19 protein-coding genes are annotated in these 24553 nt (G+C 48.2%); 11 read left to right on the top strand and 8 right to left on the bottom strand.

Features of this window, described 5'->3' with window-relative positions; translation table 11 throughout:
* Positions 1-16 precede the first annotated feature (16 nt).
* The 3 genes from JOY44_RS16985 to JOY44_RS16975 form a co-directional block, all read right to left on the bottom strand.
* The gene (locus JOY44_RS16985; protein WP_171574806.1) at positions 17-487 is read right to left on the bottom strand and encodes a hypothetical protein; all 471 of its coding nucleotides are present in this window, start codon (positions 485-487) and stop codon (positions 17-19) included.
* A 77-nt stretch (positions 488-564) separates the two neighbouring features.
* Positions 565-1449, bottom strand: a complete 885-nt coding sequence (locus tag JOY44_RS16980; RefSeq protein WP_171574805.1) for a TIGR02281 family clan AA aspartic protease — start codon at positions 1447-1449, stop codon at positions 565-567.
* 87 nt (positions 1450-1536) lie between these two features.
* A complete protein-coding gene (locus tag JOY44_RS16975) occupies positions 1537-2760 on the bottom strand; it encodes a DUF790 family protein (RefSeq protein WP_171574804.1) in 1224 nt (407 codons plus the stop codon).
* Positions 2761-2874: 114 nt separating this feature from the next.
* Here JOY44_RS16975 and JOY44_RS16970 point away from each other — a divergent pair, with 114 nt between their 5' ends.
* Positions 2875-3915, top strand: coding sequence for an isochorismatase (locus JOY44_RS16970; RefSeq protein WP_171574803.1), 1041 nt, complete (start codon positions 2875-2877; stop codon positions 3913-3915).
* Between the two features lie 4 nt (positions 3916-3919).
* Here the strand turns inward: JOY44_RS16970 and JOY44_RS16965 are convergent, their stop codons facing one another.
* The 3 genes from JOY44_RS16965 to JOY44_RS16955 form a co-directional block, all read right to left on the bottom strand.
* Positions 3920-5260: a hypothetical protein gene (locus JOY44_RS16965; protein WP_171574802.1), complete on the bottom strand. Its 1341-nt coding sequence runs from the start codon at positions 5258-5260 to the stop codon at positions 3920-3922.
* A gap of 102 nt (positions 5261-5362) precedes the next feature.
* Positions 5363-5947, bottom strand: a complete 585-nt coding sequence (locus JOY44_RS16960) for a DUF948 domain-containing protein (RefSeq protein ID WP_203032041.1) — start codon at positions 5945-5947, stop codon at positions 5363-5365.
* A 63-nt stretch (positions 5948-6010) separates the two neighbouring features.
* A complete protein-coding gene (locus JOY44_RS16955) occupies positions 6011-6361 on the bottom strand; it encodes a YtxH domain-containing protein (RefSeq protein WP_171574801.1) in 351 nt (116 codons plus the stop codon).
* Between the two features lie 726 nt (positions 6362-7087).
* Between JOY44_RS16955 and JOY44_RS16945 the strand changes: the two genes are divergently transcribed.
* A complete protein-coding gene (locus JOY44_RS16945; protein WP_171574800.1) occupies positions 7088-9193 on the top strand; it encodes an S-layer homology domain-containing protein in 2106 nt (701 codons plus the stop codon).
* Between the two features lie 186 nt (positions 9194-9379).
* Positions 9380-9961, top strand: coding sequence for a hypothetical protein (locus JOY44_RS16940; protein ID WP_197985514.1), 582 nt, complete (start codon positions 9380-9382; stop codon positions 9959-9961).
* 30 nt (positions 9962-9991) lie between these two features.
* Here JOY44_RS16940 and JOY44_RS16935 read toward each other — a convergent pair whose 3' ends face one another.
* Positions 9992-10804 carry a DUF6816 family protein gene (locus JOY44_RS16935; RefSeq protein ID WP_197985513.1) on the bottom strand — a complete coding sequence of 271 codons (813 nt, stop codon included), beginning with the start codon at positions 10802-10804 and terminating at the stop codon, positions 9992-9994.
* A gap of 139 nt (positions 10805-10943) precedes the next feature.
* Positions 10944-11996, bottom strand: coding sequence for a diguanylate cyclase (locus JOY44_RS16930; RefSeq protein ID WP_171574798.1), 1053 nt, complete (start codon positions 11994-11996; stop codon positions 10944-10946).
* Positions 11997-12372: 376 nt separating this feature from the next.
* Between JOY44_RS16930 and nagA the strand changes: the two genes are divergently transcribed.
* The 8 genes from nagA (at position 12373) to hpsA (ending at position 24541) form a co-directional block, all read left to right on the top strand.
* On the top strand, positions 12373-13497 hold the full coding sequence (gene nagA / locus JOY44_RS16925) for an N-acetylglucosamine-6-phosphate deacetylase (protein ID WP_171574797.1): 1125 nt from the start codon (positions 12373-12375) through the stop codon (positions 13495-13497).
* Between the two features lie 79 nt (positions 13498-13576).
* On the top strand, positions 13577-14257 hold the full coding sequence (gene bchM, locus JOY44_RS16920) for a magnesium protoporphyrin IX methyltransferase (protein ID WP_171574796.1): 681 nt from the start codon (positions 13577-13579) through the stop codon (positions 14255-14257).
* A 238-nt stretch (positions 14258-14495) separates the two neighbouring features.
* Entirely contained in the window at positions 14496-14918 is a 423-nt protein-coding gene (locus JOY44_RS16915; protein ID WP_171574795.1) for a hypothetical protein, read from the top strand.
* A 29-nt stretch (positions 14919-14947) separates the two neighbouring features.
* A complete protein-coding gene (locus tag JOY44_RS16910; protein WP_171574794.1) occupies positions 14948-15388 on the top strand; it encodes a hypothetical protein in 441 nt (146 codons plus the stop codon).
* A gap of 42 nt (positions 15389-15430) precedes the next feature.
* Positions 15431-15808 carry a DUF423 domain-containing protein gene (locus JOY44_RS16905; RefSeq protein ID WP_171574793.1) on the top strand — a complete coding sequence of 126 codons (378 nt, stop codon included), beginning with the start codon at positions 15431-15433 and terminating at the stop codon, positions 15806-15808.
* 186 nt (positions 15809-15994) lie between these two features.
* A complete protein-coding gene (gene htpG / locus JOY44_RS16900) occupies positions 15995-18100 on the top strand; it encodes a molecular chaperone HtpG (protein WP_171574792.1) in 2106 nt (701 codons plus the stop codon).
* Between the two features lie 206 nt (positions 18101-18306).
* Complete coding sequence (gene rpmB / locus JOY44_RS16895) at positions 18307-18543, top strand: 50S ribosomal protein L28 (RefSeq protein ID WP_171574791.1); 237 nt, start codon at positions 18307-18309, stop codon at positions 18541-18543.
* 640 nt (positions 18544-19183) lie between these two features.
* Positions 19184-24541 (top strand): hormogonium polysaccharide biosynthesis protein HpsA, encoded by a 5358-nt coding sequence (hpsA, locus tag JOY44_RS16890; RefSeq protein ID WP_171574790.1) that lies wholly within the window; start codon positions 19184-19186, stop codon positions 24539-24541.
* The last annotated feature ends 12 nt before the right edge of the window (positions 24542-24553 follow it).

Here is a 24553-nt window from a genome sequence, read left to right as displayed (position 1 = left end):
CAAATGCCCCATTATCCTAGCTTTCCTGGGGATTTACGATCAAAATTTCGGTTGGATTCAGGGCAAGCTCAACGCGATCGCGATAACCAATCCCAGCGATCGGCGGTGCCAAAATTTCTAAAATGGCAGAGTTTTGAAAATGACGCTGCTTGGTTTCAGGGTGCGGATAATAGACAAAACCCTCATACTGAAGAGATTGGAACCTAAGCTGGCAGGGCGAAAAGGAAAAGGTTTCTGGGGGATGAGCCGCCGTCCAATGAACCTCGCGAAAGGTATAGGTCGGATGCTGCATCACAAAGGTGGCAGGGTAAATGGAAATATTCAACGTGCCGTTGAACAGGGCAGATAAATCTAATCCCAATGCCTGAAAGTAAGGCATTTGCATTGCAATGCTGCCCTTGGGATAAGGACTATAATTCGCCCAGCCAGAGGCAATTTGGTGTCCTTGCTGTACCACTCCAGGAACGACCTGCCAGTTGTCAATCATAGAAACTCCGAACTTCGTTCGGGTAGGGTCTCCGAACTCCGAACTTCAAACTCTTAACTCCAAACCCCGCACTCTACCTATCGTCTACGAAATTCCACTACTTCTTGCTTAACAGTGACATCGTAATCGCTAAAAAAATCATGCCCCAATAAGCCGACATCTAGAGCGGCATTGGCGATCGCCACAATCACATCTTTGACCACTGCGTTACCCACGGCGATTGAATCAACGTATGCCAACGGCACTTCCACACCCGTTTGGCTAGCAGTATTCACCTTAGTTTTGCCAATAATCCGAGCACCCAACGCCTGCGCCATTGCCTGGGTAATCACCGTGCCGCTGGCTCCCGTATCCACAATCATTTCAAAGGTTTGATTGCCGTTAAAGGTGACATCAATCACCGGAGTGCCCCCTGCTCGTCGTTTAATGGGGGCACGGAACACTTTGCCTGAATTTGTGCCGCTGGTGGCGATCGCGCTAGAGACTCTGAGCGATCCAGAATCACCGGCTGTTAACCCTGAGGTTTGTATGGAATCACTATCGCGCTTTGCTTGCGCGAGTTTCTTTTGAGCCGTAGCAAATTCTCGCTTAAACTCCTTCAGCTTGGTTTTTGCCAACGGTTGATAAGGGGCGGAAGCAGGCAGAGATTCAAGCAGAGAGATTGCCGCCTCTAAACGGCTTGCGACCAACGTCCAGTCGTCGTCCGTCAGGGCAGTGCGGCTGATATTTCTGGCACTGCTTGCTTTTTGCAGCGCCAGCTTATAAGCAGCTTGCATCGCAGCCGGATCGGTGGTGGAAGCAGCAGATGGAGCAGGTGGAGTTACCATGGCGCTGGGCGCTGGTGATGGTGATGCAATAGGGGCGATCGTCTGAGTTGTTTGATTGCTGCGGCATCCAGTGACTCCTGCTAGCAAAATAGCCAAAGTTAATAGCACCGTCTGAAACTGAGAGCGTTTAAGCATGGGGCACTGGCTAAAGAACAAAATTGAAACAAGGCAGCTAGCAGATCCAGTTTAGCTGTTGCATTCTTTCTCGCCAATCATCAATCGTCATTCCCTATCTACCACCTCCAGCACTGCTTTTGGACTCAACTGATCCTTGAACCAAACTAATCGAGCGGGAGTTTGGCTAAAGTTGACTCCAGCTTTTTCTAGGTTGAGCCGCTCAGAGATTGCCAGCACTAAATCATTTCGTCCTGACTGCTGCACTTGAGAAAACTTTTTTTGCAGATATTCGGGTCGCCAGTAGCCGACGATTTCTAGCAGAAAGGTGCGTCCGTCAGGATGAACTAGCCGAAAATCGGGAATCATCACGCTGCCAGAAATCGGGATTAGATCGACTTCGCGCTCTAGCCGCCAGTCGGTTTTCGTTTTTGCCCAGCGATCAACAAATCCCGACTCCAGCATACTGTCATAAGGTTTGCCAGGGGGATAGTGGGTGACCAAGCCACAGGTTGCATCTAAGCTGAAGCGTCCAGTCCGCGCTTTACCAGAGTAGGAATCTTTCTGTTGCAGAGTGGCGGTCAGGTTCCACTTGGTCACATGCAACAGTGCCGGCAGCATCATTGCTAATTTCAGACCGTAGCGGGTGCTGGGTTTGAATAGGCTGGTGGGACCATCGATAGTGAGGGTGAATCCATGATCCGCATCGCCTTCAATGTAAGTCATCAGCCCAAATAATTTTAGGTAGCGAAACAGCAGCTTATATTCGCCCGGATCGTTGCGGTGTGCGTTGAGGGTGATGTGGCTAGCGCGATAAAAGATGCCCTGAGCCTGCGATAGGTTGTAGCGATGGAGCAAGGCTTCTGGAGTCGGTGGTTCAAAGCTGGTTAAAATTTGGTTTTCAGATAGATCAGCGTAGAGTCCCGTTTGAATTTGATTGGTCAAAATCTCGTGACCCAGTTCTTGGGTTAGGGCATCGGCAAGGCTTTGAAGGGTAGCGGTGGTAGCGATCGCGCTAGCCGGAGCTTGAGCCGAGATCTCAAAGATCCGCTGTCGCAACGTGGCGGGATCGAGTGGACTGACGATTTCAAAAGTGCTAAAGGCATCAGCGCTAAGTAAATGAGCCAATCCGCGCTTGATGCGATAGTCCGTATCCTCGCCTTCAAGTTCTAGCAGTTGACGATTCAGTTCGCCCCTTGTGCCGCCTTTTGCTTCTTGAAACTGATGAATCAAATCCGCCGCGATCGCCACGTTGGCTGAATTGATCACCAACCGCTTTGGCACTACGGTTTCGCCACTGTAGCGATGAATTAATAAGTCACTCGGCAACATAGCAAGATATTCCAATCACCCAAAATCGTCACGCAAATCAATTATGGTATTTTTTACCAAAACTGATTATAATAATCTTTAATATCAGCCCTTTCAGTGTACTGGAGTTGCCCTATGGCTCAGGCTCAGTTACCCATTCCAACCCACTTTAATCCGCAGACTGTGAAAGACGTTTGGCGAGTGCACTATGGCGATCGCGCTGATGAAGCGACACGGTGGGCGCAGCACCATCGTCTTCAGCCTGCGGCAGAGGACACCACACGGATTTGCCTGTTGGCGATCGATGTGCAAAATACTTTTTGCATTCCCGATTTTGAACTATTTGTGGGTGGACGGTTGGGTATGGGCGCAGTGGATGACAGCAAGAGGCTATGTGAGTTTATCTATCGCAATTTGGGCGTGATTACCCAAATCATACCGACGATGGATACTCACACGGCAATGCAGATTTTCCATCCGATTTTTTGGGTGAATGCAGCGGGAGAACATCCAACTCCGGCAGCGACGATGATTACCTTGGAGGATGTGCAGCAAGGCGTGTGGCGCGTCAATCCGGCGATCGCCCCCAGCATCGCTAAAGGCAACCTGGAAGCGTTACAGCATCATGCTCTGCACTACACCAAAAAGCTAACGGACGCAGGCAAGTATCCTCTGACCGTGTGGCCCTATCATTCCATGCTGGGCGGCATTGGACATGCACTCGTCTCAGCCGTAGAAGAAGCGATGTTTTTCCATAGTGTTGCCCGCAGCAGCCAAACCCAATTTGAACTGAAAGGCAGCCATCCACTAACCGAAAACTATTCTGTGCTACGGCCAGAAGTGATGGAGGGTCAGGAGGGCAGTATTTTAGCGCAGAAAAACACATCTCTGATTCAAACCCTGCTGGAGTTTGATGCGGTGATTGTGGCAGGTCAGGCAAAAAGTCACTGCGTTGCCTGGACGATCGCCGATTTGCTGACAGAGATTCAATTGTTTGATCCTGCCCTAGCAAGCAAAGTGTATTTGCTGGAAGATTGCACCTCGCCTGTCGTGGTTCCTGGTGTGATTGACTTTACTGAGCAAGCCGATGCTGCCTACGAACGTTTTGCTGAAGCCGGGATGCACTTGGTTCGATCTACCAGTGAGATCGCGGATTGGGATGGCATTACTCTTTAGCTTTCTAGCCACCAATGGGCTGAAGCCGTTTTTGAGCCGCTTTCAGTAAATTTTGAGCCACTGGGTAAACAGTCGTGCCCTGTTTTACGTATCTCAAAGTTTTTTCAATTTGGCGGAGTTGACTAATTTGCTGCGGTGTCGCCGTTTTTGCTCCTGATCGGACTGAGGCAAGCAACGATATTTGTAACTGCTGAGCTTGTTCAAATGCCTGGGCTGATTCCTGCTCTTGCTTCAAACGGATTCGGACAGAGCTGAGTTTTAGTTGATATTGGCTCAATAATTTTCGAGCTTGAACATAATCAGGATCGTCTGACTTAATAGTCTCTAGAGTTGAGATCGCCTCATTCCACAGCTTTTCTGCTTCCTGCCACACTTCCACACCCTGCGCTTTGCCCGTAGAGAAATTTGCTGCTGTGGCTGCTGAAAATTGTGCTGCTTGGATTAAGTTACCCGATCGCTCGTTGTCTACACTAAAGCCCACCAACTGCTGAAAATCTCTTTCGTAAGCCTTGAGTTTTGTTTGGGCGGTACGTCCTGCTAAGGTTTCACCCGGCACTTCTTGCAGTCGATCCATTCCTTGCTGCCATTGGGCGATCGCATCATCTTTTCTGGCTTGATTGGGGGCTGCTTGATACGATTGCTTCGCGCTATTTACGGCAGTATTTGCCTGTTGCAACTGGGTTTGAGCATTTTTTTCCTGGAATAAACGAGCATCCATACGGGCAACGTTTTTCCGTGCCTGCTGAAACTCATCCAAGGTGAAACGCCAGCTACAGCCAAACCAACCACAGTAAGCACTGGGATAATAGCCCAAAAACCACACCGGCAGAGCATCTAGATGTTGTTGGGCGGTTTTGACTCTGGTTGCGCCCAAGTCAAAATCGGCTGAGCTCGTCGCATTATTCACCAACTGATCGGCTTGTTCAGTAGTAGCGATCGCTTGTCGATAGTGGTGATCCATACTCATGAAGCTGGGTAGCAGCACCATCGGCATCACACGTGCCACTGGATACCGAATCATGGGGTAAGGCAAATTCAAAAACCAGATGCCGCCAGCAATCCCACCAACCGCGATCGTGCCTAGTTTAATCGAGTTCCACAGGGCAGAGGGCGGGCGATTCGCCTTTGCCGCTTGTTTCAAAACTTTGGGATTGAAGTTGGGGAATAAGTCATTTAAGGTCTCGCGCAACTCGTCTTCAGTCAACGGAGTTCCCGTTTGCAGCCGCAGCTTTTCTAGCCGTTTCAACACAATCTGTTGCTGAACTTGAGATGCCACATCGTTAGTGTTGCACCGTCGCAGCTCAGCATTCAAAATTTCAAAGGCACTCTTGTTGAGACGAAACATAGATTTAAAGAGGAACTGAGTTTACAGACAGATTCAATTCAGCAACACTTGATTCCCGACCCAGTGTCAGTGTGCCCATCTGCCTTATAAAACCGCGATCGCTTAAATATCGTCTGCTAAATATCGTGGGTCTTGTGTCACATCTGAATCAGATCTTTTAGATTGAGGCTCTTCTGCGTAGTGAGATTTGGCAATATTTTCGGCAGCCAGAACAGGAGCAGAATGACTGCCATCATTAAGTTCTGACGGATAGGTTGTTTCTTCCACAGCCGCGCGTGGGCTGGGTCGGATGGGGAGGCGCTCTTCAGAGGATTCCAACCGCGCACCACTTGTATTGCTAGCTTGCAGGCGCTCGGTTGATCGCCGGGGGGACGCTGGCGATCGCATAAAAGTTTTCCAGGCAGTTTTCACCCCTGTAAATAAACTGCGAGTGCCAAGCTGCACTTTTTTAGCTTGCTTGCGGGCACCGCTGAGAGACTGATCTACCTGCTTCACAACCTGCCCGGCACTTTGCACACCTTCACTCAAATCATCCGTGAGGTCAGTAATTTCCATGCCCGTCAGCCGAATCGCCTCTAGGGTTGGTGGAAACTCTCGGCGCAAGGTGTCAAACAGTTTTTCTGCACTACGGGCGGCTCGGCCTAATTCCTTTAAGGTAGGAATAGCAACGATAAGTACAATCGTCAAGCTGGCGGTGACGAACAAAAAAGATAGAACTAGCCAGAAGAGAGGATTGGTCACTGGTGGTGGCTACAAAAGGGTATCGCGGGTAGGAGCTTGAGATTGGGTAGCCAAGGAATCGGATTTTTCTAAGGCTTGATGTTGCCGCTGAGTTGCTTCCATTCCAGCCGAGATCGCATCCTTTAAGCGACCCAAGGTGCTATCCCAGTTTCGCAGCGCCGACTCCGAAAGGCGATCTGCCTGAAACTGCACCGTTGTAGACAAGTCTTCTGCTAGCTCTGGTAAGGCATCCGCAGATTTTTTCAAGATCTGACGCGTTTCACGACCCGTTCGAGGTGCCATCAAAATTCCCGCGACTGTACCAGCGGCGGCTCCTAACAGCAGTCCTCCCAAAAACGATCCAGACCGATTATTTGACATATTCCAGCCCTATTTTTGCCATTCAGGAAAACGTTAAGTCAGTTTCAGCTATCAAAGCTTTCATCTTATCAATCTTTGGCAGACTAGGAGAGATTGGGGGTGATGGTGCGGGTGTCAGAGCTAGGGAATTTCTAGAAAAAACCACACAACCCGTCTGTCATGAGTATTTTGCTTATTAAAAATCTTTTCAGATTGTCTTACTTGCCTTATTTTTTAACTTTTGGCCCTCGCCCCGAACTCCTGACTTTTGATTGAAAAAGTTTTGCTGTCGCCAAAGGGATTGCCCTAAGCTAATGAGTGATAAAAACTTTTGGATTTTCTGAAGCTTTTGCTCTAAACCTTGATAGCCATATCGCGCTTTATTAACGCTCAATGTTGCTTTTCCAAGTTTGGTGGGAGCAGCGTAGAGGAGTCGATAAAAATACTGTTCAACTCCTGAGAGTTTACTGGCTATTTTAGGTAGCTTTAGTTTTAGCGCCCACAGTTTTTGGGCAACAATCAAGCAAATAAACCCAATTAAAATGTTAAAGCAGACAACAAAGGGAACCATCACGAAATGAGTAATTGGGGTAAATAACTAGGTTAAGCAGTGGGCGATCGCATTCCTTACTTTTGAAACTGGAAACGCCTTTCGACTATTGTAGTGATGACCACCTAAGACTGATACCCCATCTTGATGATTGGGGCGAAGCGTAAAACATCACAATCAGCGAGTGAGAGAAGATTATGGTTCAAGCTGCACCTGCTGCCACTCTATATATTGATTCAGCAAAAGGCAACGACGCTGCTGCTGGAACTCAAGCGGCTCCCTTCAAAACCATCAGTCGTGCGCTGAAACAGGCAAAATTGGGCGATCGCATCCAGCTTGCTCCCGGAACCTACAGCGCTACTAGCGGCGAGGTTTTCCCCTTAGCCATTCCTGCTGGGGTGACGGTGATTGGCAATGAAGCCACGAAAGGCGCTGGCATTGCGATTAACGGCAGCGGGAGTTTCGCTAGCAAAACCTTCGCCGGACAAAACATTACTCTTCGCATGGAAACGAACGCCCAGCTGCGGGGGGTGAGCGTTACCAATCCGGCTACACGGGGAACGGGAGTCTGGATTGAATCGACCAATCCAGTCATCATCAACTGCACCTTTATCAACTGCAAGCGAGAAGGCATTTTTGCGACCGGAAGCGCTAGCCCTGCTGTGTATGACAATGTGGCGACCCGCAATGATGCCAACGGTTTCAGCATTGTGCGAAATGCTAAGGGGGAATGGCGACGAAATGTTTGCCAGAACACAGGCTTTGGCTTTTCTATTGGAGATCAGGCAGCTCCGCTGCTAGCAGAGAACCGGGTATTTGAGAATAGATCGGGAATGGTGCTGGGTCAGGAATGTCGTCCGGTGCTGCGATCTAACGTGGTAGAACGCAATACTAGTGAAGGCTTGACGATTATCGATCGCGCCTTTCCTGACCTGGGCAAAGGGCAAGATCCAGGGGGCAATATTTTTCGGGATAACACCGAGTTTGATATTAACAATGCCACCGCAACCAAAATTGTGTCTGTGGGCAATCAGGTGAATCCCACTAAGGTCAAGGGTTTATTGGAACTACTGGCAAATGAAGTTCCTAACCCTGGACCACTGCCTACCCCAACGCCTGTGCCCCCCCCTAATCCTGGTGAACTTACCGATATTCAAACCCATTGGGCGGCTGGATTCATTCGCGGCTTGATTGGCAAAGGCTATATCAGCGGCTTCCCGGACGGCACCTTCAAGCCTCAAGCTGCCATTACCCGCGCCCAATACGCCGCCATTATCGCCAAAGCCTTTAATTTGCCTGCAAAACAATCAGCTACCCCATTTGTGGATGTGGCGCAAAGCTTTTGGGCATTCCCCTTTATTCAAAAAGCTAACCAAATGGGCTTTATTTCGGGTTTTCCCGATGGTTCCTTTCGCCCTGATCAAAATCTGACGCGGGTGCAAGCGATCGTGTCGTTGATTGGCGGTTTAGGGTTAACAGGCGGCATGTTGGATGTATTAAGCTTTTACGTTGATCGCGTCCAAATTCCTGGCTATGCCACCGAAAAAGTGGCGACAGCAACCCAACGCCAAATCGTGGTGAACTATCCTACGGTGCGCCAATTAGAACCCATGCGGGATGTAACGCGGGGTGAAATTGCGGCGCTGGTCTATCAAGCGTTGGTGGCGCTGAACCAGGCACCCGCGACATCCTCGCCTTACATCGTTACTCCTAATGTGACAGCTGCTGCTTTCATCGACATTGCTGGACATTGGGCAACAGACTTCATCTCGTCTCTGGCAAAGCAAAACCTGATTGGCGGGTTCGCCGATGGTAGCTTTAAGCCGGATATTGCCATCAATCGGGCGCAATATGCAGCGCTGTTGGTCAAAGCGTTCAATCCTTCACCCAAACGGGATGCGATCGCATTTTCGGATATTCCAGCAACCTTTTGGGCAAAACCGTTTATTGATCAAGCCTATCGGGCTGGTTTCATCTCAGGGTTTCCAGATGGTTCCTTCAAGCCCGACCAAAATATGCCACGGTTTCAACTGCTGGCATCTTTGGTCAGCGGCTTGGGCTTATCTGGTGGAGATGCCACTCTGCTTGCTGCTTACGATGATCGTGCTTCCATTCCTCAATACGCCCAAAATCAAGTAGCAACGGCAACTCAGCAAAAGCTAGTGGTCAACTTTCCAACCCTCCGGCAGTTAAACCCGGTGCGTGACACCACCCGTGCCGAAGTCGCCGCTTTTGTCTACCAAGCCTTAGTGCAATCTGGGCGATCGCCTGCCATCGCTTCGCCTTACATTGTGTCTGTTTGACCGACTTAATCGACTTAATCGACTCTCAAAACATTTTCTTAGATGAAGGAATGAGCAGCTAGAGGCTAGTTTTGTTAGGGAACTCCCAAATTTTGACTGCGATCGCGGAAACTCTTATATCCTGAAAGGCAGGTTCAGGTTGTTAGGTTTCAGCAGATTGCTATGTTGTCACACATTGTTCGCCCGATGGTCCAAACCCAAGTTCGACTGCTGGCAAATAGCCGTGCAACTCGTTCTGTGCTTATTTCAACCGTTGCCCAATGGCTCAGTTTTTTGGGCGTTCACGCTCAAGTAGAGCAACTTAAAACAGCAAACGGCAAGATTCATCTCTGTCTCACGGTAGATAAACCCGAAGCCTGCGATAGCGGCGATTGGCAAAAAATAGTCGGCAATTTGGGTAGCGGCACGTCAGAATATAGCGAATCTATAGATACTGCTCAATTCACAACCCATCAGCAAATTACTCTACAGCGGTTGCTTGCTTATTTAATTCAAGTTGGCAGCCCAGCTCAGCCAACGGCCTGGGAAAAGTTGCAACCTCAGTTAGAAGCAATTGGCTTTGATGAATCCACTTTGCTGGGTGTGCGATCGGCGTTGAAAGTGCCCCAATCATTGGATGATTTGATGGATGGACTGGATGCAGATGTTGCCGCGATCGCCCTCCCGAAAGCGGTTAGTCTTGCCATGATGGATCGGCAGGTGAATCAATCCGAAGATCAGGCATTGGCGGCATTACTCAAGGCAATGAATCACGAAAGCGCCTGTTGAGGTCAGTAAGCAAAAACCAATTTCATAGCTTTATCGGACAAATCGTAGTGTGTAGCGATAGAGCGCAACGGGGCGATCTCCTGCCACAAACGCTTTAGGATGGGGTGGGTTGAGATAAACCGCCGTGAATTGATCAGCCGTCACACTGCCATCAGGCTGATGAGCATAGGCTGTGGTCGTTTCTACCTGATTCTTGTAGGGTTTTTCGGGTGCTTGAAAAAACTGCTGGAATAGCTCCGAGGCAATGAAATGCTCTGAATCAGGTTGTTCAACGCTGCGCCCGGTGGCAAAGGAAAACAACTTTCGATTATCCCGAAATTTTGTGGTCATGCGATTGGGATCGCGTGAATCAACCCAAACACGAAATACGCGATCGCCCAAGTAGGCTTTGGCAAGGCTTAGACCATTAAAAGCCCGATCAGAGACAACCAACGCTTTTGTCAGAGATCCGGTTGGCAAGGATAGAAATGGTAATCCTGCTTTGTGCCGCTCCAAAACATTGCTGGGTAAAAATCGCACTTGACAGGTCACGGGTATATTCAAAAAATCTTGATTGCCATCAAATCCAGGAGTGGTCACTTCGGGTGCCAACGGCGCAACCATATTCACCAGTGTGCTGGTCATTTTCCAGGTGCCCACCATCCAATCTGGGTAGATTAAATCGCCTTCAACAGGTTGCACAGCGGGCTTATCAGTCCACTCAGGAAACGCAACAATACGCTCTGTCAAAGTGCCTGCAAGCGCTGGGGAAGAATCCAGATAGAGGAAGCAGATTAGCAAAAGTGGAAGCAAATATTGAGCCAGCGCAAACAAGGCAGGAACACTTGAGAAAGAAAATTTCATGAGGCGTGTTTGGAAGACAAGTAAGCTAAAAGGCAAATAATCTTAAGAGGCAGACTAATAGGGCGAACAACTTTCGTCGCGCTTGCGCTACGTCATTCCCGACCTTCCCCCTTATTATTCCTTGGTTCCCTTACTTATCTCAAAATGATGGGCTCGTTCCGAAATGGGATGCTTCCTTCAAAATACCTTCTTCTAAAACGATGCGATCGCGCCCACTAGCTTTTGCCCGATAGAGTGCCCGATCTGCCGCTGTTACAAGATGAATCGATGATACATCGGCCAGGGGAGTAACCACTGCAACGCCAATACTAATCGTGACGAAGGAGTTCACTAACGATCCTTGATGAGCAATTTTCAAGTCTGCGATCGCACATTGAATCTCGTTGGCAACTTTTAATGCGCCCTGCGTCGGCGTATTGGGTAAAATAACCGCAAATTCTTCTCCTCCATAGCGAGCCACCAGATCTCCGGGGCGCTTGGCTGCTAGATCGATCGCACCCGCAATTTGACGCAAGCATTCATCACCAGCTTGGTGACCGTAGGTATCGTTAAACTGTTTGAAACAATCCACATCACACAGAATCAAGGCTAGAGGATGTTGCTCTCGCGTCAATCTGCACCATTCGTAGGCTAGAGACTGATCAAAACCACGACGATTCGCAACTTGTGTTAGTCCGTCCAAATGAGCCAACCGCTGTAGTTCTTGGTTCGCAAGTTGCAGAGAAGTTTCGGCAGCACGGCGATCGCTCACCTCATGGCGCAGTTTTTCATTTTGCTGTTCAAGTTGCTGTTGTAATCGTCGCAACGACAAATGCAGTTCAACACGGGCGGCAACTTCAGTACTATGAAACGGTTTTGTAATGTAGTCCACTCCGCCTAGTTTGAAGGCTTTAATCTTGTCTGGCACATCGTTTAGAGCACTGATAAAAATAACTGGAATATCTTTGGTCGCGAGGTTTGCTTTGAGCTTTTTGCAGACTTCGTAACCATCCATCTTGGGCATACAAATATCCAGCAAAATCAGTTCAGGCAAAATAGATTCTGCTAATGCTAAAGCAGTCTCGCCATTTGAGGCTGATTGAATGCTCATCTGCGAAAGGCTTAGCATTTCGCGAAGCAAAGCTACATTGTCAGGCACATCATCCACAATCAGGATAGTACTCTGGTTACGCTTTATCTGCGGCTCGTTCATTAACCACTCTTCATTCCAAAAAACTAGTACTCAAAAAATTGACAGACAGCTAGAAAAATAAATTTTATATAAAAAGGTAAATCGATTATCGGTCTGATCTCCTAGCCTTAATCTACTCTTAAGTTTGCATAGTCGTATCCTATCTAAAATGACCAAAGCGATCGCATTTACAAATGATTTCTCAAAAATTCTCTCTGCAAATGCTTTAAATCTCTAATTTTGATTCAACTTAGTGTTCCCCTCAAAGATGCCATTGGTATACAAATGCGCCACAGTAGCAGCCAAGTTACGATAGGTGGCAAAGATCTAATAGGAAAAACCGTAAATTTGTCATGCCATCGCCTTTCCTCTCTCTTGCTAAATTCGCTCCTGCTAAATGCCTGATTTAATTCTGACTAACGCTCGTATTCCAGGCTACGTAGGCTTACAACAGCTTACGATTCAAGATGAAGTCATCCTCTCTCTGCAACCGCAGTCCAGCATGATTCCGGCTGCTGCGTTCTTGGATTTGCAGGGCGACTGGATTTCCCTCGGCGGTATTGATCTGCAAATCAACGGGGCATTAGGGTTAGCTTTTCCTGACCTAGATTTTGATACGGCAAGTAAGTTAGAAGCCATCAATCAATTTCTTTGGCAGCACGGTGTCGATGGTTACTTGCCAACCCTGGTCACAACTTCTGTAGACAATATTCAGCGATCTCTCTCCATTCTTGCCACGCCCTCCTCCCGCATTTTGGGCGTTCACTTAGAGGGTCCTTTTCTTAACCCTGCTAAACAGGGCGCTCACCCCGCAGAATATCTGCTGCCGCTGACGTTAGATACTGTAAGACGGGTGCTAGGCGATTATGCCAGTCTGGTCAAAGTGATGACATTAGCCCCAGAACTGGATGAAACAGGTGAGGTCATTCCTTACTTGCGATCGCTGGGTATTACCGTTAGCTTGGGGCATTCCCTGGCAACAGCGGCTCAAGCACAACGAGCCTTTGATCAGGGAGCCACTATGGTGACTCATGCTTTTAACGCGATGCCGTCCTTGCACCATCGAGAACCAGGGTTACTGGGAGCTGCGATCGCTCATCCTCAAGTGCGCTGTGGTTTAATTGCCGATGGGCAGCATGTTTCACCCGTAATGATTGACATCTTGCTGCGGGCCTCTAACTACGAGCAGGGAATCTTTTTGGTCAGCGATGCCTTGTCTCCTCTTGGCTTGCCCGATGGCATCTACCCCTGGGATACTCGCCAAATTGAAGTCACTGACGGCACGGCCCGATTGTTGGATGGCACCCTTTCTGGCACAACCTTGCCGCTGCTAGTGGGGGCACAAAACCTGGTGAAGTGGGGATGTGATGTAGAGCAGGCGATCGCTCTGGCGACGAGTGCACCTCGACGGGCGATCGGTTTGTCTACTGATTACATTGGGCAACCTGCCTCTTTGCTGCGTTGGCATCAATCGCAATCCGGGGAATTGCAATGGGAAAGGTTAGGGAATTTTGAGTCGTGAGTGAGATGAGAACTCAAAACTGCACTGCAACTCCTGTACGATCAACACTGATTGCAATCTCACGACAAAAATAATCACTATGACCGCAGTTGACGATAAAAAAATTGTTCGCGAATATTTCAACGCTACCGGATTCGATCGCTGGCGCAGAATCTACGGCGACGGCGAAGTGAACAAAGTCCAGCTAGACATCCGTACCGGACATCAGCAAACCGTGGATACCGTGCTGGCGTGGTTAAAAGCAGACGGCAACCTGAAAGACCTGACCATTTGTGATGCAGGGTGTGGGGTTGGCAGTCTCAGTATTCCTTTAGCAGAAACCGGAGCGCAAGTATTCTCCAGCGACATTTCTGAAAAAATGGTGGGAGAAGCGAAAGATCGGGCGGCGGCACTATCGCTAGAAAATCTTACTTTTGCTGTGCAGGATTTAGAAGGATTAACCGGGCGCTACCACACGGTTGTCTGTCTGGATGTGTTAATTCACTATCCTCAAACCAAAGCAGCAGAAATGATCCAACATCTGAGTTCATTGGCAGAGTCGCGCTTGATCCTCAGCTTTGCACCCAAAACTGTTTTTTACACTGTATTAAAAAAGATTGGTGACTTTTTTCCCGGTCCTAGTAAAGCCACCCGCGCTTACCTGCATAGCGAAGCTCAAGTAGTGAAAATTTTGGAAAGCCAGGGCTGGAAGATTGAGCGCAACGCCATGACCAAAACCCGTTTCTACTTCTCTCGTTTGCTAGAGGCCGTTCGGACATAATCGAGTTTCAACTGCATTTTTTTCTGCCATTTAAGATCGCAGATAAATAAAATCGGATATTGGGGCGTACGGGTTTAGCGTTCGGAACGTCACTCTTGGATGGATTGCAGAGACGGCTGCCCGAATGGCAAATCCCCACCAAATATCGGACTTGTTGAATTTTCATTGCTTAGCGTTTAACAGTGACAACTTATTCTCAACAAAGTTAGGATTTAGCAACTTCAATCTGAGTTGGACTATGAAACTTCTCACAACTGTTTGGGCAACTGTCTTGCTAAGTCTTAGTGTTGTCCTAATTGGCTCTGGAATTTACGCACCATTCAATACGGATATTAGTAGGAAAGAGCGAAAAGAAGGAGCGATCGCTTGTCTTGCGTTTGGGGTGCCTCTCGCGGCGTGGGGAGGCTGGATTGTTTTGGGTTTGCGTCAAGACAAGCAACAGCAACAGCGCGATCGCCTGAATACTGCCTTCTCTAAACTCCTGGATCAGGGAGATGGACGAATTACGACCCTTGCTTTTTCAATGGAAACTGGATTGTCGGGGAAACTGGCAAAAGTTTACTTGGATGAACGGGCTAAAGAATTTGATGCCAACTTTGATGTGGATGATCAGGGAAACGTCAATTATCGGTTTTATGTGGGAAAGTTTGACCAAACCTAATACCGCGATCGCCCCAAAAGCAGCAAACCATGAAGTTACTCACCAAAATTGCCATAGGAGTTTTACTGGGAATTGGTATTCCCATTTCCCTCGTAGGCATGACTGAGGCCCTTAACCCAAAGAATACGGCTGGCGATCGCGAAGGTGCCGTTGCAGCTTTAATTATCTTAGGTTTACCGCCGACTGCTTTCGGTAGCTGGTTACTGTTCTCAAATGTGCGGCGGAGTAAGCAGGAAGAACGCGATCGCCTCCAGGCTACCTTTTTTCGACTATTACAAGAACATAGTGGGCATCTTACCGTATTGCGCTTTTCCATGGAAACCGGATTGGAGGGGCAAGCTGCCAAAGCCTATCTAGACACCTGCGCCAAAGAATTTAACGCTTCTTACAACGTCACCGAAGAAGGCAGCTTTTCCTACTATTTCAACCTCGAAGCACCAAAAGAACTAGGCGGCAGTCAAACAGAGTAATGCTTGAAACCCGCATTTCGCACCTCACACCTCGCACTTTTTATGCCTCAACTTTTCCTCGCGATCGCTGCTATTTTTGGTGGGCTTTCCGTTGCCGCTGGAGCCTTTGCTACCCATTCCCTGCGTCCTCAACTCAGCAATCGCGCCCTAGAGATTTTTGAAACGGGTGTCCGCTATCAGATGTATCATGCCCTCGCGTTGATGGCAGTTGCTTTATTGATTTATCAGGCTGAGTTGCCGCCGCCAACGCTAACAGCAGCAGGCTACAGCTTCATTGCAGGCGTACTAATTTTTTCTGGCAGTCTCTATACGCTCAGCCTAACTGACATTAAATGGCTCGGCGCGATCGCCCCTATCGGTGGCGTTGCCTTGATTGGCGGCTGGATCTGTTTAGCGATCGCAGCCCTAAACTATCGCTAAGCTCCTCTCCCCTTCCCCCTTCACTCCTTTAAGGTAGGGAAATCCGCATCTCCAACGAAAGCTCCTTCCCTGACTACAATTGAAGCAACTTGAATTGAAGCAACTTGCTCAAAATAGCGTTGAGGCATTTTCCACCCTCACTTTTCATTTTTGATCCCTCACCTCTATTCTTCTGGAGTTTTCCCTATGACGACTGTGCTGGAAAAAGGCAATATTTCGATTCATACCGAAAATATTTTCCCCATTATCAAAAAATGGCTGTATTCAGACCATGAGATTTTTCTCAGAGAACTGGTGTCCAACGCTGTGGATGCCATTCAAAAGCTGAAAATGGTTTCTCATTCCGGCGACTACTCCGGCGATTTAGGTGAACCCGAAATTGTCATCACCTTAGATAAAGCAGCAAAAACACTTTCTGTGTCAGATACTGGCATTGGCATGACCGCCGATGAAGTGAAGAAATACATTAACCAAGTCGCTTTCTCCAGCGCTGAAGAATTTATCGATAAATATAAAGCCAGCACCGATCAACAAATTATCGGGCACTTTGGGCTGGGGTTTTACTCTTCTTTCATGGTCGCTGCTCATGTAGATATTGATACCTTTTCCTACCAGCCCGGTGCCACTCCCGTGCATTGGTCTTGCGATGGCTCTACGGAATTTGAATTGAGTGAATCAACCCGCACTACCCGGGGCACCACCATCATTCTGACGCTGCAAGATGAAGAACTGGAATATCTGGAGCCATACCGGGTGCGGCAGTTGATCACCAAATACTGTGATTTCTTGCCTGTACCCATCAAACTGGCAGTGATAGAAGCGCCACCTGAACTATCAGCAGAGGCAGAAGTAGAGTCAGAAATTGCACCAGAACAAGCCGCTGAACAAGCCATCGAACCCAAAGCACCGGAACAGGTGAATCGCCAAAAGGCACCTTGGAAGGAGTCAGCTAGCAATCTCAGCAAAGAGGATTATCTAGAGTTTTATCGCTACCTCTATCCCTATCAAGAAGAGCCCTTGCTGTGGGTGCATTTGAATACGGATTATCCGTTTGTGGTGAATGGGATTCTCTACTTCCCCAAGCTACAGCCCGATGTGGATGTGACCAAGAGCCAGATTAAGCTCTTTTGCAATCAGGTTTTCGTCAGTGACAACTGTGAAGAGGTGATTCCGCGCTTTTTATTGCCCTTACGCGGTGTGATCGACAGTGCTGATATTCCGCTAAACGTGTCTCGTAGCTTTTTGCAAGCTGATCGCACGGTTCGTCAAATTGCCAACTACATTGCCAAGAAAGTGGGCGATCGCCTCAAAGAGCTGTACCGTGACGATCTCAACGAATATATCCGCTGTTGGCAAGACCTCAGCACTTTCGTCAAATTTGGCTCCCTCAACGACGACAAGTTTAAAAAGCAAGTCGAAGATATTCTCATTTATCGCACCACGTGGGAAGGCAGTCAGGAGACGAAGATCGAGGAGAGCAGCGCTACTCCTGAAGTGCAAGTGCAGTCGGGTGAGAGCGACGTTTGGCAAGATGTCTCTTCTCCAGCGGCGTCCACCTCTAGCACTCAGACCTCAAACTCTATCCCTTACACCACGCTTAAAGAGTATCTAGAACGCAACAAAACCCATCACGAAAACCGCGTTTTTTACTGCAATGACGAAATCACTCAAGCGACCTATGTGGAGCTCCACAAAAAGCAAGGCATTGAAGTCTTGTTTATGGACTCGTTTATTGATACCCATTTCATCAGCTTCTTAGAGCGAGAGTATTCCACGATTCAGTTCTCTCGTGTAGATGCGGATTTAGATGACACTCTGATTGATAAAGACAAGGAAACCGAAATTGTCGATCCTGCCACTAACAAAACTCGCAGTGAGCAGATTAAGGAGCTTTTTCAAAGCGCGATCGCCAAACCAAAAGTGACCATCCGTACCGAAGCGCTCAAAGCTGGAGATCCTCAAAGTGCGCCGCCTGCGGTTGTGCTGTTGCCGGAGCATCTGCGCCGTATGCGCGAAATGACCGCTATGATGCAGCAGCAAGCGGTGGAATTTCCCGAAGAACACATTTTGCTGGTGAACACTGCCCATCCGCTGATCGAAAATCTGCTGACCCTCAATCAAGGAACCATTCTGCAAACCAGCGGACAGTCGCCCTCAGCCGAGTTGAGTACTCTTATCTGCAACCAGATTTATGATCTGGCACTGATGGCGCAAAAAGGCTTTGATGCTGAGGGGATGAAAACCTTCGTCGATCGCTCAAACCAAGTTCTGACCCGTCTCACCGATCGCTAAGTTGCTAAGGCACATTTCAACACCATTAATTGACATTACCTCAAGCCCCTCGCCAGCTGGCGAGGGGCTTGAGGTAACTCCTGTTTCCCTCTTAATGATGGTGGGTGAGGGTGGGGTCAAAGAAGTCACAGATTGCGTTATTTTCCGTTCCCTCTATATAATGAAGGACTGGAATAAACCGAAGATATGAAAAGCTGGAGGCTGGTATGGGTCGCAGATGTGAATTAACTGGAAAAAAAGCAAATAACGCCTATGCTGTCTCGCACTCTCATCGCCGCACCAAAAAGCTGCAAGGCGTGAACTTGCAGTGGAAGCGTGTATGGTGGGCAGAAGGAAACCGTTGGGTGCGCCTACACCTTTCCACCAAAGCAATTAAAACGCTAGAAAAGAAAAGCATTGCTGCTTTTGCCAAAGAAGCCGGAATTGACCTCAACAAGTATTAATGCAAGGTTAACTGAATACAAGAAAACCGCGATCGCGATTTTCTGAAGGGGCGTACTAGAATGTACGTCCTTTTTTGTTTTTGTGGAATATTTAGTTTGTACGGGTTTGACCTTGGGGATATCACTTTTGTTATGAGTGTCGAAAATTGCCCAAATGTCAAACTCCTATCAAATTTTGTGAATTTGGCACTTTAATTTCTTTGCTTGTGAACCAGGTCACACAGAGGCAATTTACAGAATTGTTATATTAAGTTGATAGATTTTTTACACACAGTGGGTAACATGGCTGCATGACGGTGAGATATCCGCTCTTGTTAGATGTTTACCAATTTGCTCCCCCAGCCCCCAGCCCTGTTGCTTTAGATTCAACTTTATCGTGCTCTTTGATTGACGTTTTCATGATGGATTAGTTGAATTATTCGTTTCAAATAGCCTTGGAAATAGGTGGCTTTTCCAAAAACTCGTTCATAATTTACTGGGTTTGGAACTTTTTTCTCTTTCAGTTCCATTGTTCGCTTAATTTTATTTCTAACGCTTAGCTTCTCAAACCTATCACTTACTTAGTATTTCATTTCTGACCCCACCCTGTTCCCTTTTCAAGCTCCCTTTCTCGTCACACAATTACCCTCAGGACGCAGCCATGTCAGATCGCAAGTTAGCCAAAAAACTTCAACCCATCTTGAAACAGGTTTGGAAGCTCTCCCGCCGCCTGAGCAAAACCCTTGTTAATTGGCTTCTGCGAACAGTATTTTTGCTGAATCGGCAACCCCGTAACGCTGGGTTTGTCCTGCCCACCACGGTTTTCCTGATTTTGGTCGTTTCTCTGACGGTGGGCGCACTGACCTTCCGGGCATTTAACAGCACTACCCGCACGATTGGTAATGTGAAAAGCCGAGAGATTTATAATGCGGCGACCCCAGCAATTGATCGTGCCCGTTCAAAACTCGATTATTTGTTTGGCAAAGATGTCCGATTACCTAGCGGCACCCCTTCCGAAGAATTCCTCATCGGAATGTTGTTGAATGAAGAAACTCGACCCGTTGGTCCAGCAGGAGTTAAAGTGCCAGCTTTGACAACTGGGGCAAACCCCTACACCCTGAGTGATGAGAGACGCGTTGACATTAATGGGGTGGGTGGGGTTGATAATGCTTGGACGTATAAAGACGGTGACAATGCGATCATCTACTCGATTAATTTTTCCACCCCTGATGATCCTGATCCCGATGATGAGGACGAACAGGGTCCGGTGTCTTTGCTTAAGCTGGATGATGGACAAAAAGCCACTGGCAACGCGGATGGTCCCTATGTCCGTTCTGGACCACAAAGCAATAGTTCTGCGGTCAAGTGTCGCACTAAAGGCGGCGGCTCTAAGGTAGAAGGGGGCTGGTTTCAAGATGTATCCAACACCTCCATTCTGCGGAAGCGCTTTCAGATTGATGCTTTGGTTGTTAACCAAACGGGCATAGATAAAGCGAACCCTGTCAACTTCACCACCCTAGAGTTTTTGCAAGATTACAAGCTAGACCGGGGCAACAAATGGGGGGCCTGGTTTAAGTATGACTTGGAGGCTGTTTCTGGGGCACAAATGAACTGGAATGGTGCCATGCATAGTGAAGGTAATATCTTCATTGGGCGGGATGATGGCCGTATCTTTAACAGTTTTTTGATTAGTGCCACGAAGTCTTGCCTATTTAAACCTGAAAGCAACTCAGAGATCTCGGTACGCGAGTTTATCTTAGATAGAACCCTACCTCTAACCGATTCAAAGCAGATAAATGGCGGTGTCGCCTTTAAGGGCATCATTGCTGGGGCTGAGATAGGGCGTAACACTGAATATAAAAGCAGCCAGCGAGTCGATAAATATAAAGGCGCTGGCTATGAGAGTAAGAACTTTAACCCAGGCAACGATTGGGCAAAACAATCAAAAGATGTCATTGGGATTTCCACAGATCCGGTCAAACTGCTTACAGAAGACATTCACCAGGCAGTTACGCCTGATGTTACGAATAAAGACGACATTATCGATAACATTGAACAAACGGAATTTAACCCTGGTCGCTTTGTCAGCGATGCAAGTGGCACTCAGCCCTACGTAGATGACCTTTATCGGGCAGACGACCGCTATGGTCCTAAAGTGCGTTACAACGCCAAGCCTGAAAATAGAATCCCTAGTGGAACGGTAGTTGGTGCGAACATACCAGCATCAATACCTGATCTGATCAACAACGTTTTTACCACCGGCACCCCTCCAGGGCTAGATGGCTATTGGGAGCGTCGCACCTTCAAAGATTCAGATATTTCTTCTTCTAAGGTCTACACGGGCGGCATGAGAATCTTGGTGGGAGAACGCCTGGAGCTAGGTAACCCCTACGGCTGGGTCGCCCCCCAAGATCGCCCAGTGGGCAATAATGATGCTGCCAAGCAAGATTTAACTTCGACTACGATTTCTCCTGGAAATGGCACCTTTGATAATTTAAGAACTTTTGATCCGAACACGCCAGCAAATAACTATCTACCTGCCACAGTCGTTGCTAATAATGTCAGCTTGGAAAATAGCGATAATCCTGGTGACCCGCTTTATCCATCTTATGCTTATACAGGTGCTGCAAACGACATCCGTAAGCATGAAAACAAGCAGAGACGGGCACTACGAGATAACTTAGCAGCCGTGCAAGCCGCAACGGTTTACCACTATCGCATAGGGGATGGACGAACTCCTGCCGCATGCCTTGCTCTGACTGCTCACCCTGGTTCACCTTACACCTTACGCCAATCAGTTAACTTTTCATCTTCTAAAGCTGCTGGGGGTTCAGATCCTCTGGTTGACTTCTTTTATGGTAAAGGTACTAACGGCTGGGAATTCACGCCCCCTGATATCACATCTGGTACGATGCAGACGGCACTAGCAAACCTGGCAAATTTTGCTGGAGAACTGGATGGAGCCTTCCCGCCCAAGCAAGAATCAGCGGGAGGCAAAATTCACCCCGACCCTACTTTAACCATGTGGGGCAACTTCTCTAACCTAAAACGGGCATTGGAAGCCACAAACAATAGTCCAGCGGATCAAAGCTACAAAGAAACCGCAGGCTGCATGTTGGGCATGTTGGCTTACAACATTAACCAAGTACAAAAGTTTGATCCGGCTGCTGCCGCCAATCAAGCCAATCAAGCGACTCTAGGTGCAGATTTATATAAGTTGATGGATGGTGATACTAGAAATGGTGAAATCTTACCGTCTGGTGCATTAGCAACCTATAACTACACTCAGGCTGCAAATGATGACACAGCGGTTCCTGCTCTAAGCAATTACAATCCACGTGACTACGATCGCGCTACTCCAGAAATGTTTCTGGCGAAGTTGCTTGAACAGATTAGGGCTGCGGGTGGAGCTGATCCCGAGAATAATCAGCTTTACCAATTAGGCACTTTAATCCACGAACATTTCCAAATTCGGCGAGACAGAACCTATGGCTTTCGCCCTTCTCCTGCCGCCAATACGTGGAACTACAATCCATACCTCACTGCTTTCGACATTACTGGCACAACCAACAAACCAACCCTGTGGTCTTCAGCTTGTGATCCAAATATTTTTGCAATCACTGGAGCAACCTCAACGGGTTCTACAGGTGCAACAGCCCTGAACTTGCAAAGTTCAGAAGCTCGTTATCGTTTAGCTCTTTCTCGTCTCTGCGGTACGGTAATTCCTCCGGGGGCAGTTCACGACTATCCGGGTGATAATAGCTATCCTTCTAGGGCGACTGGTGGAATTTTAGAAGAGGTAGTAGGAGTTCCTGCTGCTGACACTTTAAAACCTATAGATGCAACAGCCACTAATGCTGAATTCAATAGGGTGTCAGGTTCCGGTACTCCGCCTAACAACACAATATTTAGCGATCCTGTCTTGACCGCTGCACCTGCAAACTTGAAACGTGCCCTCGTTTCACCAAAGTTCCCCTCTCTCTATTACATTTTTCCTGAATTTGATCATGATTGGGACGGAGACAGTGCAACTGTTGGGGGCATACCTGTTGATCATCGTCAACCAGGAAATCCAACGTTGGATACTCTTCCAGCGGCATTTCAGCCTTGGGTGGAGCCTTATATAAAACAAACCCCTAACACGTTGTTTCTTTATCAGCCTGTTAGTGCCGTACCACCTACGATTGATCGACTCAGTGAATCTTATAGTGCTGGTCCTTATGCAGGTTCTTCTACATATAATCCTGCCTCTACTGCTCCAACTGGAATTGAGAAATTTAGTTACAAGCCTTTTCAGGTTTTTCCAGAAGAGAAATTGGTCGATTTGGGCGTAAGCCCAAGACCCATCTCAGAGTGGGTGTTACCGACGATTGCAGATCCGGATGCCAGTGATCCACCAAATCCCAACCGCATTATCGCGACTGATGGCAGTGTTCAAGCTATTCCCTTCCAAGATAAGGTGGCATTCAATGGGCGGGAGTGGTTGCCTGCCCGTGTGTTAGATATTGACCTGGATATGCTGCGAAACTCCGATAAGGGAGTTGGCAATGATACCTGGTTGCCCGTTACTGGCATTGTCTATGCCTTCCGCGAGGATGCGGTGCGCGAAGATGCGATCGCCCGACCCGCTAGCACCTTAGCATATACCGATGCTCAAACTCCCGGTGCAGAAACCGATCCAAAGCTAAATGCAGCCTTTAATGTTTCAACCAAGCCTGTAGATTTCATTGCCGACCCAGATCGCCGTCCTCATGGCTTCCGCCTCCGCAACGGTGCGATTCTCAAGCGAGGTGGCAGCGTCAAAACGGAGGACAACTTCCATGGACTTTCCTTGATCACTGATCAACCCGCCTATGTCATGGGCGACTTCAATCTGCACCAGGACACCGATGGCAAGCGTCTAGAAGAATTTATGGTGCAGTTGCCAGCAAATCCGGTAGACTACACCAGTGAAACTTTCTACGATAATCGGGATGACGGCGGCGCTGAAGAAAGGTTTGCCGATCCTGACGCAGATTTGTGGCGACCTTCAGAGATTTTGGCAGATAGTGTCACAATTTTGAGCGATCGCTTCTGTGACGGGAGCGCGATCGATACTTTTATGACGGCAGGTCCGCGCCCCACGAACAACGATGGAGGGATTGGCGTTGACACCAGTTCTGGTAGCAATGCAACCAAAGCCGTTTACAAAAATGGTTCTAAAGAGGGCGCACAGGTTTACAACGATACAACCAATGCTTTGTTTGGTAGCGCTAACGGCTGCTTGAATTCTGACACAGAGGGAGCAACCTCCTTCCTTAACCAGAATCGCCCTATGAGGGATCTGACCGATGCCTCCAAATGGAACTGGGTTCGAGAAAACCCAGGTGACCCCATTTATTCGCCTGTAAAAATTTCTCGGAATGGCAACGGGCTAATTGCCAAGTCGCTTGCTAATGGAAGCTCGGTGCCTGTGGAATATAGCTCTGGCAACGACATAGACCCTCTTATTAAGGGAGAGTATATGGACAATAAGAATTCTTCGCAGAGCAAAGCACGCGCCCTCCAAAAAATTCCACAAGACGCAGAAACTGGGGTGAATGTGATTATGGTCAGTGGCGTGGTGCCGGCTCGGCAATTCCAAGGCTACGGAGCCTTGAGTAACTTTCCTCGCTTCCTCGAAAACTGGGATGATGGCAAAACTAGTCTTCGCTTTGCAGGATCGTTTTTGCAGCTTAACTTTAGCAACTACTCTACAGGTCCTTATGATGACGATAGCTGGGAGCCAGGCGAGACTCCAATTGGTGGGAGTGAGGTGCTTCCTTATAGACCGCCTGCTCGTCTATGGGGCTATGATGTGGCGCTACAGTTAGCGCAGGCAAGCCCAGCGGCATCGCGGTTTACCTCTCTCAGCAATGAGAAAAACGAGTTTTATGCGGAACCCTCTGGCAGCGATCCCTACATGCAATTTCTTTGCAGTGCCTTGAAAGCTCAGCCACCTTCTGGGTTTGACCCCGGAAAGCTTAATTGTCCAGCTTAATTACTTCCGTTA

Origin of the sequence: Leptolyngbya sp. Cla-17 (assembly GCF_016807185.1) — a bacterium.
Classification (GTDB): domain Bacteria; phylum Cyanobacteriota; class Cyanobacteriia; order Leptolyngbyales; family Leptolyngbyaceae; genus ULC077BIN1.
Note: the sequence above shows the minus strand (reverse complement) of the source record. Positions and strands in the feature narration are given on the sequence as shown.